This window comes from Acidobacteriota bacterium (assembly GCA_016715115.1).
Taxonomy (GTDB): Bacteria; Acidobacteriota; Blastocatellia; order Pyrinomonadales; family Pyrinomonadaceae; genus JAFDVJ01.
Window position 1 is genome coordinate 1,029,797 of the sequence record JADKBM010000011.1, and the last position, 19,338, is coordinate 1,049,134.

At 55.3% G+C, this 19,338-nt stretch carries 12 protein-coding genes and 2 pseudogenes; 11 read left to right on the forward strand and 3 right to left on the reverse strand.

What is annotated here, in order from left to right; genetic code table 11:
* Positions 1–7: 7 nt before the first annotated feature.
* Entirely contained in the window at positions 8–3,040 is a 3,033-nt protein-coding gene (locus IPN69_13145; GenBank protein ID MBK8811665.1) for a VCBS repeat-containing protein, read from the reverse strand.
* Positions 3,041–3,127: 87 nt separating this feature from the next.
* The gene (locus IPN69_13150; protein MBK8811666.1) at positions 3,128–6,193 is read right to left on the reverse strand and encodes a VCBS repeat-containing protein; all 3,066 of its coding nucleotides are present in this window, start codon (positions 6,191–6,193) and stop codon (positions 3,128–3,130) included.
* 293 nt (positions 6,194–6,486) lie between these two features.
* Here IPN69_13150 and IPN69_13155 point away from each other — a divergent pair, with 293 nt between their 5' ends.
* From IPN69_13155 to IPN69_13165, 3 genes and pseudogenes are all read left to right on the forward strand, one after another.
* On the forward strand, positions 6,487–8,592 hold the full coding sequence (locus IPN69_13155) for an elongation factor G (protein ID MBK8811667.1): 2,106 nt from the start codon (positions 6,487–6,489) through the stop codon (positions 8,590–8,592).
* Between the two features lie 380 nt (positions 8,593–8,972).
* Positions 8,973–11,276 carry a cadmium-translocating P-type ATPase gene (gene cadA, locus IPN69_13160; protein ID MBK8811668.1) on the forward strand — a complete coding sequence of 768 codons (2,304 nt, stop codon included), beginning with the start codon at positions 8,973–8,975 and terminating at the stop codon, positions 11,274–11,276.
* A pseudogene (locus IPN69_13165) lies at positions 11,273–11,773 on the forward strand (isoaspartyl peptidase/L-asparaginase). Before cadA ends, IPN69_13165 begins: the two are co-directional and overlap by 4 nt.
* Before the next feature lie 3 nt (positions 11,774–11,776).
* On the opposite strand, the pseudogene IPN69_13170 reads toward IPN69_13165, so the two are convergent.
* Positions 11,777–12,064: pseudogene (locus tag IPN69_13170) on the reverse strand (collagen-like protein).
* Here IPN69_13170 and IPN69_13175 point away from each other — a divergent pair.
* The 8 genes from IPN69_13175 to IPN69_13210 all read left to right on the forward strand — a co-directional run bounded on the left by IPN69_13175 (position 11,978) and on the right by IPN69_13210 (position 19,285).
* On the forward strand, positions 11,978–12,604 hold the full coding sequence (locus IPN69_13175; GenBank protein MBK8811669.1) for an isoaspartyl peptidase/L-asparaginase: 627 nt from the start codon (positions 11,978–11,980) through the stop codon (positions 12,602–12,604). The pseudogene IPN69_13170 and the gene IPN69_13175 sit on opposite strands and share 87 nt — an antisense overlap.
* Positions 12,605–13,400: 796 nt before the next feature.
* Positions 13,401–13,973, forward strand: coding sequence for a hypothetical protein (locus IPN69_13180; GenBank protein ID MBK8811670.1), 573 nt, complete (start codon positions 13,401–13,403; stop codon positions 13,971–13,973).
* A 233-nt stretch (positions 13,974–14,206) separates the two neighbouring features.
* Complete coding sequence (locus tag IPN69_13185) at positions 14,207–15,109, forward strand: hypothetical protein (GenBank protein ID MBK8811671.1); 903 nt, start codon at positions 14,207–14,209, stop codon at positions 15,107–15,109.
* Positions 15,110–15,211: 102 nt separating this feature from the next.
* Positions 15,212–15,823 carry a hypothetical protein gene (locus IPN69_13190; GenBank protein ID MBK8811672.1) on the forward strand — a complete coding sequence of 204 codons (612 nt, stop codon included), beginning with the start codon at positions 15,212–15,214 and terminating at the stop codon, positions 15,821–15,823.
* A 364-nt stretch (positions 15,824–16,187) separates the two neighbouring features.
* Positions 16,188–16,622, forward strand: a complete 435-nt coding sequence (locus tag IPN69_13195; GenBank protein ID MBK8811673.1) for a hypothetical protein — start codon at positions 16,188–16,190, stop codon at positions 16,620–16,622.
* Positions 16,623–16,912: 290 nt separating this feature from the next.
* Positions 16,913–17,413, forward strand: coding sequence for a HEAT repeat domain-containing protein (locus IPN69_13200; GenBank protein ID MBK8811674.1), 501 nt, complete (start codon positions 16,913–16,915; stop codon positions 17,411–17,413).
* 157 nt (positions 17,414–17,570) lie between these two features.
* A complete protein-coding gene (locus tag IPN69_13205) occupies positions 17,571–18,143 on the forward strand; it encodes a hypothetical protein (GenBank protein MBK8811675.1) in 573 nt (190 codons plus the stop codon).
* 392 nt (positions 18,144–18,535) lie between these two features.
* On the forward strand, positions 18,536–19,285 hold the full coding sequence (locus IPN69_13210) for a hypothetical protein (protein ID MBK8811676.1): 750 nt from the start codon (positions 18,536–18,538) through the stop codon (positions 19,283–19,285).
* Positions 19,286–19,338: the final 53 nt, after the last annotated feature.

Below are 19,338 nucleotides of genomic sequence, written 5' to 3' on the forward strand. Positions count from 1 at the left end.
CGGCAAATCAGGGAACGAAGGCGTTCTGAACCGGGAAATCCGTGGCGATCCCGAACTGATAGGCGGCAAAACCCTCGGTCGATTTCAGCAGATACCAGACGCCTGTTGAGGGTCTGTAAACCGCAATGTCGATCCTGCCATCGCCGTCGTAATCCGCCGGGACCGGCTTGTCTTCGGCGATTCCGAATTTGATGATCGTGTAGGAATCGTTCGATGAGTTTCGGATGTACCAATTCCCTTCCGAAGGCCGGTAGACCGCGAAATCGGTCTTGCCGTCGCCGTCATAGTCGCCGGCGGCGGGAACGTCCGTCGCGATTCCCCAGTGGACTGCGCGTTGGACGTTGTCGATGCTGCTTTGCCACCACCAGTCGCCGGTCGACGGCCGGAAGATGACGGGTTCCGTCTTGCCGTCGCCGTCAACGTCGCCGATCACCGGTTTGTCGCCGGCGGCGCCGAACTGCCACTGCGAGGCCGCGCCGTTCGAACTCGCCGACCGATACCAAATGAAGTTGGATGGACGGTACACGACGTAGTCGGCACGCCCGTCACCGCTGATGTCCGATGGCAACGGGATGTCTCCCGATGCGCCGAGGTGGGCGAAAACCTGGGTATTCGAGGCGGTGCTCAGGCTCCACCAATCCCCGAGTGACGGACGGTAGATCGCAACGTCGGTTTTGCCATCGCCGTCGAAATCAGCCGGCGCCGACCGGTCGCCCGGAATCGCGAAGATCGTCTGCGTTACCTGCCAATCCGAACTGCGAAGGATATACCATTTGTTTTCGGAAGTCCGGAAGACCGCGATGTCCGAGCGGCCGTCGCCGTCAAAATCGAACGGCACGACGCGCGTGAATGCCCCCGGTGTCACAAGCGCCAGGCCGGCCCGCGCCGAATCACCGATTCGTGAATAGTCGCCGGCGACATAGACCTTTCCGTCGGGCCGAGTGACCATCGAACGGACCGGCGCGTTCGCGCCTCGCGGCAGAAAGAGCCGGTCGAGCGAGCCGTTCGGCGCGAGCCGAATAATATTGCTGCGCTGCGAGTTGTTGACCGAGTCGAATAACCCGCCGAGGAGCAGACTGCCGTCGGACTGACGGGTGACGGTGTGTATTCTCTGATCCGAGCTGCCGTTCAATAACAGCGTCGGCGACACGAATCCGGTGTCGTTAGATCCGTCGGTGTTCCGCCGCCCGATCGCCGAGGGCGATCCGGCGCCGTAAACGCAAACGAATTTTCCGTCCGGTTGGACAATGATCGAATTAACCGTCGCGACCCCCGTCGCATTGAACGTCTGGTCAAGGCTGCCGTTCGAATTAAGCCGCACGAGGTTTGAGCGGTTGAACCCGTCGACTCCGTTGAAACTCCCGCCGACGACAAAGCCGCCGCCCGGAACTTCCACCGCCGAATAAACCGCGCCGTTCGCGATCGAGGCCGTCACTGAGTTGTCGAGCGAACCGTCGCCGTTGAGCTTCACCAGCCGCTCGCGGGTGACGCCGTTGACGGTCGTGAAAGGGCCGTAAATCAGGATCTTGCCGTCCGAAAGAACCGTCGCCCCGTAGACCGATGCCACCGTCGGCGTAAACGTTTGATCCAGCGATCCGTCATTGTTGAGACGCGCCAGTCCCGGAAGCGAAATCCCGTTGTACGAATTGAACCCGCCGGCCGCGATGATCTTGCCGTCGTTCTGAACCGAGAGCGAAATCGGCGGCAAATCGAAGCCGGTTCCGCCGTCGAACGAGCCGTCGAGTGTGCCGTCGGAGTTCAGACGCCCGATCGAAGACTTAGGTGTGCCGTTGATCTGCGAGAACGTGCCGGCGACGATCAGTTTGCCGTCGGACTGAACGGCCTGCGTGTAAGTCTCGGCGAGGATCGTCAGGTTCGGGTTGAAACCAGTATCGACAGGGCCGTTCGATTGAAGCCTGAAAAGTCTGTAAACGCTGCCACTCTGGGCGTATGCGACGATTCGTTCGGCCGAATCGAGCACGAAGCGGTTCGCGACCGACGTGATCCCGACAGGATGCGTGAATCCGCTGTCAGTCGAGCCGTCGGCATTTAATCGGACCAGCAAACCGGCCGCGGTCGCAAGGATCTTGCCGTTCTGAAGGATGGCGATCTCTCCGACGCCGCCGATGCCCGGCACCGTCGCCGTAAAATTGAGATCGACGTTGCCGGCCGGAAGTATCCTGACAAGATTGGTTTTCGCGACGCCGTTGACGCTCGTGAAAGTCCCGCTGACGAGCAGCGCCCCGCCAGGTTGCAGAGCCAGATCCCCGATATTCTGGAGAGAGCCGCTCGGGCCGAAGGTCGGAGCTTCCCAGGTCGTGTCGACCGTTCCGTCCGGCGCGTACCGCCGGAGCGAGATGCTCGAGCTGAATGCGCTGAACGTGACGATCGCCATATAGAAACGGCCATTCGGATCGAGTTCAAAGCCGCGGACGTAACCAAATATGATTCGGCCGCCATCGTACGCGATCTGGGTGAAACTCGTATCGACCGAGCCGTCGGAGTTAAGCCGCACAAGATATCCCGAATGGAAACCGCCGATGACCTGACCCGCGATCGTCGCGAAGACGCGGCCGTCGGCCTGAACGGCAATGACATCGGCCGTCGACTGGATATGGCTGAAGCCGCCGAGCACGCTGTTGAACGACGAATCGTGCGACCCGTCTGCGTTGAGCCTGACGATGCGGCCTTGAAAGTCCAAACCGCTTCCGCCAACGAGAAACTTGCCGTCGGGCTGGCGGACGACCTTCGTAACCGAGGTCAGAAGGCATCCGCAGAATGAGAATCCCGGATCGGCCGTTCCGTTGTCACTGAGCCGAACGATCTGTCCGAATTTTGAATCGACGGCGAGATCTGTGCCCCAGACGACGATCTTGCCGTCCGGCTGAACGAGTTGGCCCGTTATCGAATTCTCAACGAGAGCTTTTGAAGGCACCGGCGCAAATGCCGGATCGATCTCGCCCGAGGCCCGGACCGAAAGAGCGGAAATCGCAGCCAAGAAACAAAATACCGCCAGTTTTCCGAAAAACGCTTTTTTCATCACTTCAAAACCTCCGCTTTTCCCCCGATTCTGGCAATGGTGATTCCCTCATTTGTATCCCCCCGGTCGACGAGCACTGAACGGTATTTATGGAACAAATGCGTTCGGCGTCGGACGATCGGTCGAATTCCCCAATTGCGACGCGATAAAGCCGTTCGTTGACTGCAGAATATACCAGACCCCGTCCGACGGACGATAAACCGCGACGTCGGCTTTGCCGTCACCATCGTAATCAGCCGCCACCGGCTTGTCCGACGCCAGCCCAAAGGTAATGATCGTCGGCGTCGGGTTGCCGCTGTTCTTGACGTACCAAACGCCCGTTGCCGGACGAAATACGGCAAAGTCCGTCTTGCCGTCACCGTCGTAGTCGGCCGGAACCGGAACGTCGGTCGAAATGCCCCAATGCTCGACGCGATTCTGCCCCGTCGAACTATCAATGAACCACCAATCGCCCGTCGAGGGACGAAAGATGGCGATGTCACTTCTTGCGTCGCCGTTGAAATCCGCGACGACGGTCTTGTCCCCGGATGATCCGAACTGCTGGATCAAAACCTGTCCCGAACTGCCGAATCGATACCAGACGTTGTCGGACGGGCGGTAAACAATAAAATCCGCCTTGCCGTCGCCGTCAAAGTCGGACGGACGCGGCACGTCGCCCTCCAATCCCCAGCGAACGCTGGACTGCGTATTGGTCGCCGACGCCAAATACCACCAATCTCCGCTCGAGGGCCTGTAGATTGCGATGTCGGTCTTGCCGTCGCCATCGAAATCGGCTGGAGCGATGACATCGCCGGAAAGCCCGAAATCATTTTCAACGACGGACGGGTTCGAACTCAGCCGCAGATACCAACGGTTCGTGGCCGGTCTGAAGACGGATACGTCTGCTTTTCCGTCGCCGTCGTAATCGAACTTCGCGCCGCCGGAAGTCGCCGCGAACAACCTGACGATCGAGATTCTCGGCTGGCCGTTGAACTTGCCAAACTCTCCGCCCGCAACGATCTTACCGTCGCTTTGGATGAGGACCTCCCAAACCCGATTGTTGGCTCCGGAACCGACCCCGAAACCAGCATCAAGGCTGCCGTTCGGATTCAAACGCGCGATACCGCTGCTTGGCGCCGCGCCGACATTCGTAAACTGGCCGCCGATCACTATTTTGCCGTCTGGCTGGAGGCGGAGCGACTCGACCGGAGAATTGGTCGAAGCAGTGAATGTCGTGTCGAGCGAACCGTCGCCGTTGAGGCGGCCGATGCGCGATTGCCCGTTGCTGCCGCCGACTGCCGAAAACACGCCGCCGATAACGACCTTTCCATCGCTCTGCCGCGCGAGGTCGTTGACATAGTTGTTGGCGCCTCCGATCGGGTTGAACGTCGCGTCCAAAGAACCGTCGGAATTGAGCCGTGCGATGTGGCCGCGCAGCGTCGCACCGATCTGTGTAAATTCGCCTCCGATCAGGATCTTTCCGTCCGGTTGAACGATGAGACGGTTGATCGCGCCGTTGATCACTGGCGTCGTGAACGAGCCGTCGAGAACCCCGGTCGGGGAGTAGCGGGCGATCCGGCGCAAATCGGAGCTGCTTGGGTTGAAACTTCCCGCGATAATCAGCGAGCCGTTGCCGAGGACCGCAATATCGTTCACCGAATTCGACGCGAATGAATAAAAGCCGAGAGCAAAACCGGGATCTGCGGTTCCGTCCGGAAGAAGCCTGTAAACGGCGGACGTTCCGGTTCCGATGATTATCTTCCCGTCAGGTTGAAGTGTGAGCCGGCGAATTGTCATCGACGCCGGAAGGCCGGTCGGCACGAAACTCGTGTCGAATGTCCCGTCGGCGTTGAAGCGAACCACCGTACCGCGCCTGATGCCGTTGGCGATCTCAAACCGCCCGGCAACGAGGATCTTCCCGTCCGGTTGCTGAACCATCGTCCGCACCAAGCCGGTATCGCCGACAAAATTGTTGACGGGCTGCAATGTTCCGCTGTTGTTGAGAATGCCGATCCGCTCCCACAGTCCGCCGATCCCGCCGATCAATATCCGGCCATCGGTAAAAAGTTGCGCCGTCGTTATCCCGCCGTCATTGACCTGATCGTATGTGAACGCCGCGTCAACCGTCGCATCCGAATTGAGCCGCAGAAGCTTTGGCTTGGCCAGCGAATTAAACGTCGAAAATGCGCCCCCAACAAGCATTTTGCCGCCGCTCAGTATATCCAGGGTTCGGATATCGCCGTCCGCGCCCGGATTGTTCGCCATAAAACTCAGATCAACGCTGCCGTCGGCGTTGATCCGACTGATCCGTCCCTGGGCAAATCCGTTCAACGTCACGAATGATCCGACGACGATGATCTGTCCGTTCGGCATAACCTCGAAATCGTAGATCGCGCCGCCCGCATTTACTCCGGAGAAAGAAAAATCGATATAGCCATCGGCGTGGAGCCGCGCGAGTCCGGTGTAATTGAAGAACTGCCCGCTCGACCCCGCCGCGAACAGCTTTCCGTCGGGCAGAATCTTCAACTTCTGCACGGACATCGCAAGATCCGAGGAGTTGAATGTCGGATCGTAGCTTCCGTCATCGGTGATCCGGTAAACGGATCGCGTGACCGTCGTCGTGGGCGACAGGCCAAGCGTAAACGACCCGGCAAGAAGGAAACGCGAATCGGCGAGAACCTCGATATCGTTCACGTTCCCGTTGAAGATGTAGATCTTCTGCTGGAGCGCCGTATTGTATGCAACGTCGGAAGTGCCGTCGGCGTTAAGCCTGGCGATTCCGCGCATATTGAGGCCGTCGACATTCTGGAAATCGCCCGCAATGAGTATCTTTCCGCTCGGCAGCAATCCGATCGCGGTGACGGCGACATCGACGAGTCCGGTGATCTCGGGCGGAGTAAACGTCGGATCGACCGTCCCGTCAACGTTTAGTCGTGCGATTCCCGTTCGGTACAGTCCTCCGGCGACCCGGAACATCCCGCCGATCAGCACCTTGCCGTCCGGCAGAACTTCGGACGTGCGGACGCCCGCGGTCGGCGTCCAATTCGCTGTCCGCGCGACATATGCGTTGAACGTCGCATCAACGTCCCCGGCCGCGGCAGACGCCGAAAGCGTCGAGAGAACGACCAGGATTCCAATCGCAAGAACTGAACCGAAACCGCTACTGATAGGCATACACAAATCGCTCAAAACCATCGACCGGTCGCCGACCGACCGTTCGACGGAACTCAATATCGTAACAACCTCATTATAGTCGCATTTTTTCGACACCGGTAAAGAATTTCCCCGCTCTTGCTTATACCCCGAACGTGAGATAAATTTAGTTCTAACCAACAGTCTGTGTCCGGCGTCCGACGTTGCCGAACGATCACGCTCGCAGCTTCGCTCGCATCTCGTTGGAATTATTTGATTTACGAACCAATCCGGACACGATCCAATCTTTTACTAACAGGAGAAATTTGCCTACCATGAAAGCATTTGCAACTGAAGATATCAGGAACCTGGCTGTCATCGGACACGGCGACGCGGGTAAAACGCAGCTCGTCGCGTCTTTGCTTTACGTTGCCGGATCAACGCCCCGCTGGGGCAAGGTTGACGAGGGTACGACCGTCACGGATTACGAGGAAGACTCGATTGAACGAAAGATCTCGCTCAACAACAACTTCGCGCACCTCGAATACAAGGACACGAAGGTAAATTTCATCGACACGCCCGGTTACGCGGCGTTCGTATCGCACGCTCGGCCGGCGGTGCGGGTCGCGGACTGCGCCCTGGTCGTCGTTGACGGCGTCAAGGGCATCGAGGTTCAGACCGAAAAGACCTGGAACTACGCGAACGAGTTCATCCTCCCGCGTTTTCTGGTGATCAACAAGCTGGAGAAGGAGCACGCCGATTTCGGCCACGCCCTTGATACCGCCACGGAATCGTTCGCGCGTTCGATCGTGCCGTTCACGCTCCCGATCGGGTCCGAAGCGAATTTCACCGCGGTCGTCGATGTCGTCCATCAGAAAGCGTATGAATTCGACGCGAACGGAAAGGCCAAGGAGATTCCGATCCCGGAAGTCGGCAAGGAGAATTTCGAAAAGACGCGTGAGCGCCTCGTCGAGATCGTCGCCGAATCGGACGACGCTTTGATGGAAAAATATTTCGAGAACGGTACGCTTGAAGAGGAAGATATTATTCCGAATCTTTCGAAAGCCATCGCCGCGAGCAAATTATGTCCGGCATATGCGGTCTCGGCGAACACGCTCGTCGGGCTCTCGATCCTTCTTGACCACATCGTCGAGTTCGGACCGAACCCGGCGACGCATGAAGCGGAACACGGATTCGGCAACCCCGAAGGCGTCGGTGACCGGATCTCGCGCAAATACTCGAACGACGAACCGTTCAGCGCCTATGTTTTCCGGACGATCGCCGATCCATTTGCCGGCCGCATCAACGTGATGAAGGTCATATCCGGAAAAGTCGCGTCAGATGCGACGGTTTTCAATTCGAGCCGCGACACGTCGGAGCGCCTCGGCGCGCTGCACGTGATTCAGGGCAAATCGCTCGACAAGGTTCCCGAGGCCCGCACCGGCGATATCATTGCGGTCGTGAAACTCAAGGATACGCAGACCGGCGATACTTTGTGCGACAAGTCGAACGCCATCGTTTACCAGGCGGTCGAATATCCGGAGGCGGCGATCGCCTTCGCCATCGAGCCGAAGTCGCGTGCCGACGAGGACAAGATATCCGTCGCGCTGCACAAGATTCTCGAGGAAGATCCGAGCCTTCATTTCGACCGTGATGGGCAGACCAAGGAGTTTATTCTGTCGGGCTCGGGGCAGCTTCATATCGAGACGGTCGTCGATAAGCTCGCCAACCGTTATCACGTCGAGGTCACGCTTCACCCGCCGAAGGTTCCCTACAAAGAAACGATCACGGCCCAATGCGAGGTTCAGGGCCGCCACAAGAAACAATCGGGCGGACGCGGGCAGTTCGGCGACTGCAAATGCACGTTCGAACCGCTCGACCGCGGCGCGGGCTTCGAATGGGTGGACAAGATCTTCGGCGGTTCGGTTCCGCAAAATTTCCGTCCGGCGATCGAAAAAGGGATTCTCGAAGCGGCCGCCAACGGCGCCGTTGCGGGATATCCGCTCGTCGATTTCCGTGTCACGCTGATCGACGGAAGCTATCACACGGTCGACTCCGACGAGCACAGTTTCCGTGCGGCCGGACGCAAGGCGTTCCGCGCGGCGATGGAAAAGGCAAAGCCGACGCTACTTGAGCCGATTATGGACGTCGAAGTTTTCTGTCCGCAGGAAGTTTCGGGCGACATTATGGGCGATCTCAATTCGCGCCGCGGCCGAGTTCAGGGAATGGACGTTCGCGGCAAACAGCAGGTGATCAAGGCGCAGGTTCCGCTGTCGGAGATGCTCGATTATCAGTCGAAACTCAACTCCGTCACGCAAGCCCGCGGCAGCTATCATATGCAGTTTTCCCGTTACGATCCGCTTCCGGGCAATCTGGCGCAGAAGGTCATCGACGAAGCCGTCGCCGCCGGCCGCGTGAGAGCGCACGAAGAAGACGAGTGATTTGCGATTTGCGATTTGCGATTTGCGATTTGCGATTTGCGAGATCCTGACCGGATCCGCACGGGAATCAGCGTTTACGACCGCGTCGCCGAACCGTTGCGGGACGGCGACGCGACCGCTTAACCGAACCACTTTCGGCGACGCGTTCAGGGCCGGGCTCCCGCCCGGCCTCATCTGTTCTGATTCAAATTGGGCTACGCCCGAAGTTCGTGATCTTCGTGATTTGTTGATCCGTCCGTAGGATTCAACGTACTTTTCGCTCGCCGCGCTGCCGCGTCGGGTTCTGACCCCGCCGCTCGTGATCCCGTTTTCCCCACTTCTCAACGCTTAACGCTTACCGTTTACTGCCCACTGCTCGCCGTTGGTGCTAGAATCTCCCTATGCAACCCGTCCAACTCGGCCGAAAGAAAACGAACGACGAGGATTTCAAAACGGAGACCGATCCGGTCTGCAAGATGCTCGTGATGCCGCAGACGGCGGCGGCGAAGTTCGACCACGCGGGCACGACCTACTATTTTTGCGCCGTTGGATGCCTGAACAAGTTCCGGCAAAATCCCGAGCGATTCCTTGCTCCCGAAGCAAAACCGGAACCGATGTCCGGATCCGATGGTGCCGAATACACCTGTCCGATGGATCCTGAGATCGTTCAGATCGGTCCCGGGATCTGCCCGATATGCGGGATGGCGCTCGAACCCAAGGTCGTATCTCTCGACGACAAGCCCGATCCCGAATTCCTCGATATGAAACGCCGATTCGTGATCTCGGCGGCACTCACGGTTCCGGTGTTCGCGCTCGCGATGTCCGAAATGATCCCTGGATTCCACGGTCTGATCGATCCCAAGTTCTCGGTATGGATCCAATTTCTACTCTCCGCGCCGGTCGTTCTCTGGGGCGGTTTTCCGTTTATCGTGCGCGCGCTCAATTCGGTCAGGAACGCGAGTCCGAATATGTTCACGCTGATCGCCCTCGGAACCGGAGCGGCGTTTTTGTACAGTCTGACAGCACTATTTTTTCCGGGCGTCTTCCCGGCGTCGCTCCACGACGCGCACACCCACGCGATCCCCGTTTATTTCGAATCGGCGGCGGTCATCACGACACTCGTTCTCCTCGGCCAGGTGCTTGAGCTGAAGGCGCGTTCGCAAACTTCCTCGGCGCTCCGCGAACTTCTCGGGTTGACGCCGAAAACGGCGACGGTCGTGTTCGAAGACGGAAGCGAAACCGGGATCGCGATCACGGATCTGCAGGTCGGGGCGACGGTTCGCGTCAGGGCGAACGAGCGGATTCCGACCGACGGCGTCGTTCTCGAAGGCGAATCGTATGTCGACGAATCGATGGTTACCGGCGAGCCAATTCCGGTTGGGAAAGCGCCCGGCGCAATGGTCATCGGCGGGACGATCAACGGCAATCGCGGCTTCACGATGCGCGCCGAAAAGGTCGGCGGCGAAACGCTCCTCGCGAACATCGTGCGGATGGTCGGCGAAGCGCAGCGTTCGCGGGCGCCGATCCAGCGCCTCGCAGACGTCGTTTCGGGTTACTTCGTGCCGGCCGTTCTGCTCGTTTCCATCGCCGCTTTCGCGGTCTGGTTTCTGCTCGGCAGTCTCGGGTCGGCAATCGTCGCCGCCGTTTCGGTTCTGATCATCGCGTGCCCTTGCGCCCTCGGTCTGGCGACACCGATGTCGATTATGGTCGGCACCGGGAAAGGCGCCCAAAGCGGTGTCCTCGTGAAACGAGCGGACGCCCTGGAGACGCTTGAGAAGGTTGACACGATCGTCGTCGACAAGACCGGAACGCTGACCGAAGGCCGGCCCGAAGTCCAGGTCGTGTTGCCGGAAGACGGTTTTTCGGAGACTGAACTGCTGAGCCTCGCGGCGGCGCTCGAAAAACAAAGTGAACACCCGCTTGCCGCGGCGATTCTTCGTGAAGCGGTCGGCCGAGGATTGGAACTGCCCGCGGCGTCTGATTTTTCGTCGAACACCGGAGTCGGGGTTTCAGGAACGATCGGTGGCAAACGGGTCGAAATCGCAAGCGTCACGGCGGAATCCGATGAACTGAACGGACTGCGCGAACAGGGTCAGACCGTTGTCGAAGTTTCGGTCGACGGCGCACCAGCCGGTTTCATAGGGATCGCCGACCGGATCAAGGAGTCAGCCGCCGAAGCGATCGGCGAACTTCACCGGAGCGGCATCAGAATCGTGATGATGACGGGCGACAACCTGCGCACTGCGAATCACGTTGCCGGGAGACTCGGGATCGACGAGGTCTTCGCGCAGGTCCTTCCGGCCGAGAAGGCGGAAAAGGTGAAGGAACTGCAAGCCGCCGGACGGATTGTGGCATTCGCCGGCGACGGCGTCAACGACGCTCCGGCATTGGCCCAGGCCAATGTCGGGATCGCGTTCGCGTCCGGCACGGATGTCGCCATCGAATCGGCCGGAGTTACTTTGCTCAAGGGAGATCTCGCCGGAATCCTGCGAGCGCGGCGCCTTTCCGTCGAGACGATGAAAAACATCCGGCAAAATCTGTTCTTCGCGTTCTTCTACAACCTTCTGGGCGTTCCGCTGGCCGCGGGCGTCCTTTTCCCGGTGTTCGGCATTTTGCTGTCGCCGATGATCGCTTCGGCAGCGATGACCTTCAGTTCGGTCTCGGTGATCACCAACGCGCTGAGGCTTCGAAAACTAAAATTATGAACAAGCTAGCACTGGCGATCCACGGCGGCGCCGGAACGATTCACAGGTCGGAAATGACCCCGGAACTCGAGATCGAATACCGGAACGAACTAAGATCGGCGCTTGAGGCCGGTTGGCGCGTTCTGACGAAGAACGGATCCGCGGTCGACGCCGTCGAGGCGGCCGTCGTTTCGCTTGAGGATTTTCCGCTGTTCAACGCCGGTCGCGGTTCGGTTTTTACCCACGCCGGAAAGAACGAAATGGACGCCTGCATTATGGACGGCGCGAATCTGAGATCGGGCGCGGTCGCGTTCGTCACGAACATCCGAAATCCGATCTCGCTCGCGCGGCTCGTGATGACCGACACCGAACATTGCCTCCTTGCAGGCCACGGCGCCACTGAGTTTGCGCACGAACACGGCATCAAATTCGAACCGGACGAGTATTTCTTTACGGAACACCGCTGGCGCCAGTTGCAAACAGCTATCGCTGAAAACCGGGTGCAGCTTGACCACAGTGATTCCAGGGATTCCAAGGATTCCATTCATTCCAAAGATTCCGGGGATTCCAGGGATTCCATTCATTCCAAAGATTCCAGGGATTCCAGGGATTCCATTCATTCCAAAGATTCCGGGGATTCCAGGGATTCCATTCATTCCAAAGATTCCAGGGATTCCAAGGATTCCATTCATTCCAAAGATTCCAGGGATTCCACGGATTCCATTCATTCCAAAGATTCCAGGGATTCCAAGGATTCCATTCATTCCAAAGATTCCAGGGATTCCACGGATTCCAAGAATTCCATTCATTCCAAAGATTCCAAAGACCCCGAACGATACCTGGACTCATTGGAAACCCTGGAATCTCTGGAATCCCTGGAATCTTTGGAATCTCCGGAATCCGCCAATCGCAAATCGCAAATCGCAAATCGCAAATCCAAAATCGGCACCGTCGGCGCGGTCGCTTGCGACGCAAACGGCGATCTCGCGGCGGCGACGTCGACGGGCGGGATGACCAACAAGAAATTCGGCCGGGTCGGGGATTCCTGTATCATCGGCGCCGGCACCTACGCTGAAAATGGGACCTGCGCGGTCAGTTGCACCGGCCACGGCGAGTTCTTTATGCTCGGCGTCACGGCTCACGACATCGCGGCGCGGATGAAATACAAGGGCGTGAGCCTGGAGGTTGCGTCGCGCGAGGCTCTCGAACACCTGACCGCGATCGGCGGCGAAGGCGGCTTCATCGCCGTCGACCGAGCGGGAAATATCGTCCTGCCGTTCAATTCTGAGGGGATGTACCGTGCCTCGATCCGCGGTGACGGTGCGATCGAGATCTCGATCTACAAATGACGCCCGGAACGCCGCGATTGAGCGACTTTCAATATGAATTTTTTGGTTTTCTCCGCGGTTGACGGTAATAGCGGCGTGCTGCCCGAAAAGACCGAAACAAAGGAATTCAAAAGGATATCGCCAAGCTCAAAAGTCAGAAAAAGCAGGCGGTCGGAAGCAAAAGAAATCAGAATCGTATGGTAGAACCGGGAAAAGAAACCGATGAAAGGTTTAGGAAATAAGCTCTACACATTCTTTTTTGAATTCAAGGAGGGAACGTACATCCGGCAAGCGACTGGAGAGTCATTGGAGAAAGCGCTAACGAATTGGGCTGGAGCCTTGATGCCTGAGAGGATCATTGGTGCTCATGACGGAGCGAGAACTTTTGGAGGGCCTTGAGGATGTTCTTACGAATGAAGGCATAAGCGCTATCACCGCATTGTAGAATGTTTGGTGCTGTTCATTCCTATTTAGCGATGATTCGCTTGGGATAGTCACGATCACGATCACCGACGGGTGCGAACTGACCTAACTAGCGAGATTTTTAACGGAGAGGTGAAGCAAACACGATGACGATTTCAAAAAACGCACATTTCCGCGGATCTCGGACTTTTTCGCTTGCCCGAGATCAATTGGCATCAGCCTCGACGCTCCGAACCGTCGGACAGCCGCGTTAATGGTTGAGGTTAGCCGTGGGTCTCAACCCACGGAACGGGTCATAAAAGGGCCGCACGTCGCGTCAGCGACGATTGAATCAGCCGTCGCTGACACGTTGAGTCACAGCAAATTTCGTTCTCGCATCTTGAGGTGATCGATAATGAGAACTCCGAGTCTAACAAAAGCACTTTCGGTTCAAGTATTCTGGGGATTTGGGTTGGCGCTCTTCTTTTTTGCTGGATGTTCCAATTCGCGTTCGTCGACGAACCATCAAACCGTTCAAACAGTTACGCCACGATTATCGGTGGAAAGGCTGGACAACGGAGCGTTTATCAACCGGAACGGATGGTACGTACCGGATACAGCAAATACCCGGAAATCGACCCCAGACGCGGAAAACTCGAGATCCGAACAGGGCAAGCCGGTTCAAGTTCTAATTACTACGTTTACACCGAACGACTCGGTCTTGTACAAGGAAGAGTTTTTTGCCAACGGAGTCACTCGGCTTTACGGCGAGTTGGTGCTCACGCGATTCGAGGAGTGCCGCGCTAATGACAAAGTCTACTCTTTTCTGATAACGGCGAAGAACCGCGAAACTGCCGCTCAAAAAAACATCAACGGACACAATGAGATGCTGTACTATCGGATTGTTGATTCAGATGGAGACGGAACGTTTGAGACACTGTTCGACGAAAATCGAAAGGTGGCCGTTCCAAACTGGGCTAGCAAATAGAGATCGAATTCGTTTCCGAGACACAACCGAGCAGCGGATGTCCCGCAAGGTCAAAACGACAACATCGAGTGCTCAACAGGACGATGGATCAACGTGGGGCCCAGAACGCACGGTCGACAAGGAGAATGCCGGTGAGGGGCCATCGCAGTCATTTCAGGTGCAATTCACGATTGACGGCAATGAGTTCGAGCCAATTGGTTTTGCAATCAAGACATAAGGTAACTCTGCTGTACTTGAAGGTCAGATACGAGACACGTTCACCAAAGAATCTATGCCTAATGTCTTTGTGTAAAAGCGACCGAAATCTGATTGGATTCGATGAAGTTGGAGGTAAAATGCGCAAAATAGGAGTCTTAATTTGCACGATCACGTTGATGATCATTCTCCAAAGTTTTGGAAACGCACAGGAAAAGGCAAAAGAAGCGGATTCAATTGCGAACTTGAAGATCAGCATCAAGCTTGAAAATGGATCGTTTTCGGATTTTGTTAAAATCCTCTCGGAAAATTATGGCGTTCAAATCGGTTTCGAAGAATCGAATCTTGACCGCGACCACTGGGGCTTTTGGTTTCAGACGAATCCACCGTACCGCACAGTGATTCAGACGAAATCCGGAGACGGACGCGTTGTTGCAACAACCGTCGTCGAAGCTAGAAGCGGAACTGGCAATCGCCCAATCAATCTCGTCGCCAAAGAGTCGACGCTTGACGTGGTTTTGAACAAAGTTGTCGGCCAAATGTCGAATTACAACTGGGAGTATGCTCGTGAAACCGTCAATATTTTTCCAAAAATCGGTCGGGACGAGAAGCTCGAACAGCTCCTGAATTTAAGAATCGCTGAATTCCGCCTCAATCAAGACGCAACCGTGGAAGGTATAACCGGGGCGATTCAAAGGCTCCCCGAGTTCCGAAAATTCCTAAAGTCCAACCGACTGATCTTTACTGGAATTCGAGACGGCGAGGAATCGGCACTGAAGGCCCAATATGGCAGGAGCGTTTCAAAGTCAATTGACTTACGAAATTTGACGCTTCGCGAGATATTGAATGAAATTGCGAAGGCAAAAAAGGGCGGTTGGTCGTTGCGCTGGGCACGACGAAAATCGAATGGACTTGACTACTATTTTGACTTGGACATCTGAAACTGTCTTGCTGACGACTGACAATGCTGATTCGAAAATCTTCAGGGTAGGGGCTGGAAGGGATTAGTCAATTCCCCAAGGCGTAACTTAGAAGTGAAATCAATGATTAGGTCATCAAATCGCGGCCAAACGACTGCCGTCGCATTTTTTCTTCTTTTCTCTCAGTTAGCAATCGTGATTGCGGCGATTGTGGTTTCGAAACAAGCGATCGGCGCTCAGGCTAGATTGCCAGCGCAATCTAAGTCGACGCCGAAGTCAATCGATTCTGAACCGGAAGCCGTGATCAAGGAATACTGCCGACTGGCTAAGGTTGGGGAGCCAATCGGACTGGGCGAATTGACGATGAAGTCTACAGGGCAAGCGGTTTCAAAGGATTGTATCGCCGCAACTGACTGTAACGAGTATGGTGTGCCGACCGACGACGAGGCAGAACCAACATGGGAAGACGATTACGTACGCGGCGATGCCGCCGCCCGATACGACTTGAGCCAGGTACGGACGACATTTCCCTTTTTCATCAAGAAAAACCGTTTCGAACTGGCGGAGACTGATCGAATTGAGGTTTCTGATAAATTTGCGAAGCTCTGCGCCAAACTCGTAAACTCGACTGATACGAAATTGGCGGATTTCTTTTTGGCGGTTGATAAAAATAGTCGTTGGCGTATTTATCGAATCGAACTTCGGCTAACCGATTTATCTCAATGTACCGAATGAGGAATTTCGCAAAGCTGTGACTCGTGGCGATTGGGTCGATATTGGTGAGGATGTCAACGGCAGTATTTGGAATAACAATTCGCTTCTTAAAGAGGATCGAATCAAGCACGGTTAGACGAATCTGAAACTCGTCTACACCGAAGACGTCATCGTGAACGGACAAAGACCGAAGAGATCAACTCGCAGGGCAACGTGTTTACCGAGAAGGGGTTCGACCCCCGACGGCCGCGTTCTTCGGGTTTCGAATTCGTACCGCGCCGGCGAGACTAAGAAGTGGACGACGATTCGTTCGTCTCTTCGGATAGTTGCGGTAATTCTAATTTTGCTAACTCAAACGAGTTGCACGATTCCTCAAGAATCGTCGATGCAGTCGAATCGCAATGCGCCCAGCTTGAACACAAACGGAGCGCTGATTGATGGAGCGGTTGATTCCGAATTGGGAAAGAACTTGCGAATATGGCGTGAAAACCGGATTTCGGACTACGTAATGACGTTGTACCTTGAGCAACCCGGGATTTATCAACCCGTGTCACCGGTAAGAGTTGATGTGACGAATGGTAATGCTGTATCCGTCAAGGCGCTTGACGATTCCAGGGTTGCCCATTTTCCTGACTATGAATCCTGCAACACTGTCGAGAAATTGTTTGTTTTGATACAAGACGGGTATGACCGTGACTTTCGCGTAAGGGTTAGATACGACGAAAAATTGGGAGTGCCGATCGAGATCAATATCTCCAACCCACGAACAACAACTGCGTACACTGATATTAAGATTGAGAATTTCGCCGCACGAAACTAGCGAATGACGTCGTCCCCCGGGCGCCGCTGGTAAGTTATTTGACAGCAGATCATCTTGGAAGCCCAAACGATTTTGGATTTGCGATTTTGGATTTTGGATTGTTCGATCTGTTGAGTCATTCTTTGAAAATGACCGTTCTTTGAAGTTTGCATGAATTCGGGTCTCGGTTACGACGAAGTTCCCGAAACGCGGAAAGGCTACATACGAAAAGGACGAAGAATCGGGATTGGACTTCGCCCAGGCGAAATAGCCGGCGATATTGACGGGACGGTTCCGTTAAGGGTGATCAGATGAAGTCGATGTTGATAAAACGAGGGGTTTGGATTGCAGTTCTTCTGCTTGTTTCTCTGAGTATCGCAAGCTGCTCTGAGCGGGAACCTCTGTCGGAATTGCCCGCTGACTTCGAAACTTATCACGGTGACCAGCGTGAACCGCTGATACTTTTGGGAGACCGCGCCGTTCCGGTTGTGCTTCAACGCATCCGCGACAAGAAAATGCCTCGCCGACGAGCAGCCATAAGATTTCTTGGAAACGGCAAGTACCCGAGTGCGCTCCCTGTGCTTCAGGAATTGTACTCCGATACGACTGATCCGGACAGAGATGTGTTGCTCACAGAAATCTTCAGAATTGACCAGTCGGAAGGGTCTCGGCTGGCGATGCTTGTAAGGAATGACAAAGGCGATCTCGGAAAGTCGGCCCGTGACGTGATCGTCCGGGAGAGGTATCTGCTTAAACGAAGGAGCTTTTTCGAGGCTTGGTTGGCGTACCAAGGATTGGAACCAAATGATTGAGCCGGTCCCCGAGCCGCAAATTAGTTTTTGACACAGGATCATCTGGGCAGCCCGCGCGTGGTGACGACCCAGAACGGCCTCCGGATTATGGATTCGCGATTTTGGATTTTGGATGTGCACGATCCGGTAGAGATAGCCAGATTTTGACGGAGGGAATATGAATAATGCGAAACGTTACATTGTGACAGGAATAATAGTTGTCGGGGTTTCCTATTGCTTGTTTCTGATCGGATCGAGCTTTGGAAGGACCGAAGATCCCGCACAGGTAGTGCGACTTTACTTCCAGCTTTCCGAAGCAGGAGATCTTGAAGCTATCAGACCGCTCGTGACCGGACTGCCGCCTGAGTACTACGTGGCATTTGACAAACACGTCAATCTGCTGCGAAGGCAAGCCGGGCAAACAGTTGATGATACGAACGACTTCAAATACGATCCCGACATACCTGTCCGTGGCAGGTCCCAGACAACAACAGCCGAGATCGAGTCAGTGACGCCCATTGCCGTTGGGTGGCCCAATACGATTCGGCGAAATGGCGAGTATATCGAAGAGGTTACGAATGTTTGGACTGTTGGAAAAGAGGCCCGCGTTCGGGTACGGGTAAAGTCCCGGCATTCGTCGACTTTCAACGGGGAACGAGTTTGCCTGCTTTATAAAGCCGACGGGGTTTGGAAGATGATTGACATCGAGACAATGGAGTTGGCACCAGTTTACGGTATGCCAAACGAGTAGTTTTATGGACCTGATCGGACGCAGAGAAACTCGAGTTTTCGTAGATCACATTCAAGCAACTCCTGAACCGGATCACGAAGATAAAGAAAGGGGGCTGGATCGTTCGCAAAGGATACTTGTACAAGGTGAAGGATAAGGAATACATTGAAATCGATGTGTAGCCGACTGGACGACTGCCGACAAGTCGGCCTTGTCGTTGCCGATGAGAGTGAATTTGAAAGTCTCGAATTTTCGATTCGAACGGACAAATGTTGGCCGAGTCAAGATTTACCGCAACCGCGACCCCGATCGGAAATCAGGGCATTGCTTCGGGACAATTGCAAATTGTTGAGACCTTCAGAAGGACGCCATTCGGCGAATGGCCAAGAAAGTAGAGTTGAGAGGTTAGCCATATGAAGAGAATAATACCGATTTTCCCGGTTTTGGCATTCTTATTGCTTTGCATCGGTTCGGCGATTGCGCAGGATGACCTGGCGAACAAACGAGTTACGATTCACTTAAAAAACCGGTCTTTTGAATGCGTTGTTTGGACGCTATTCCGGCGGGACATTCCAATCGGACTTGAGGAGTCGGCATCGGAGAAGAACTACGATGATCTCAACTATAATCTGAACGTTCCCGAACCCGGCGAATTCGCTCAGGTGCCGGACGAATCGTTGAGAGGCTGTAATTCGAAATCCAAACGCAAGTTTACACTCGATTTTGACAACGCCGTCCTAACCGAAGTCCTCGACAAGTTCGTTGAGCAAATGGAGGGGTATACCTGGAAGATCAATGACGGAGTTGTGAACATATTCCCGAAATCACGGCGGGAAGCAATTTTCGAAAAGCTATTGGAAACGAAAATTTCGGAGTTTCGAATATCAGAAGGTGATTCGTTCGGGTCGATGCAGCTTGAGATATATGTGTTGCCGGAGATTCAGGATTTCCTTATCAAGCAGAGTTCGGGTGTTAGCGACGCGCGCTTTGATCTTGGGCATTTGGATCGGGTTTTCAAAAGAGAACTTGTTTTTCGCGACCTGACGTTGAAGGAACTGCTCAACCGAATTACGAAGGTTAAACGCGGTGGTTGGGTCGTGAGACGGGACATGCTGTCCAAACAGAAAGATGGCGAACCGAAACTTCTCGAGATTCTGCTTTAACGGGATGGAATTTCTGGGAATTGGTTAGTAATGGCAGGTGCCCTTACGCAGTT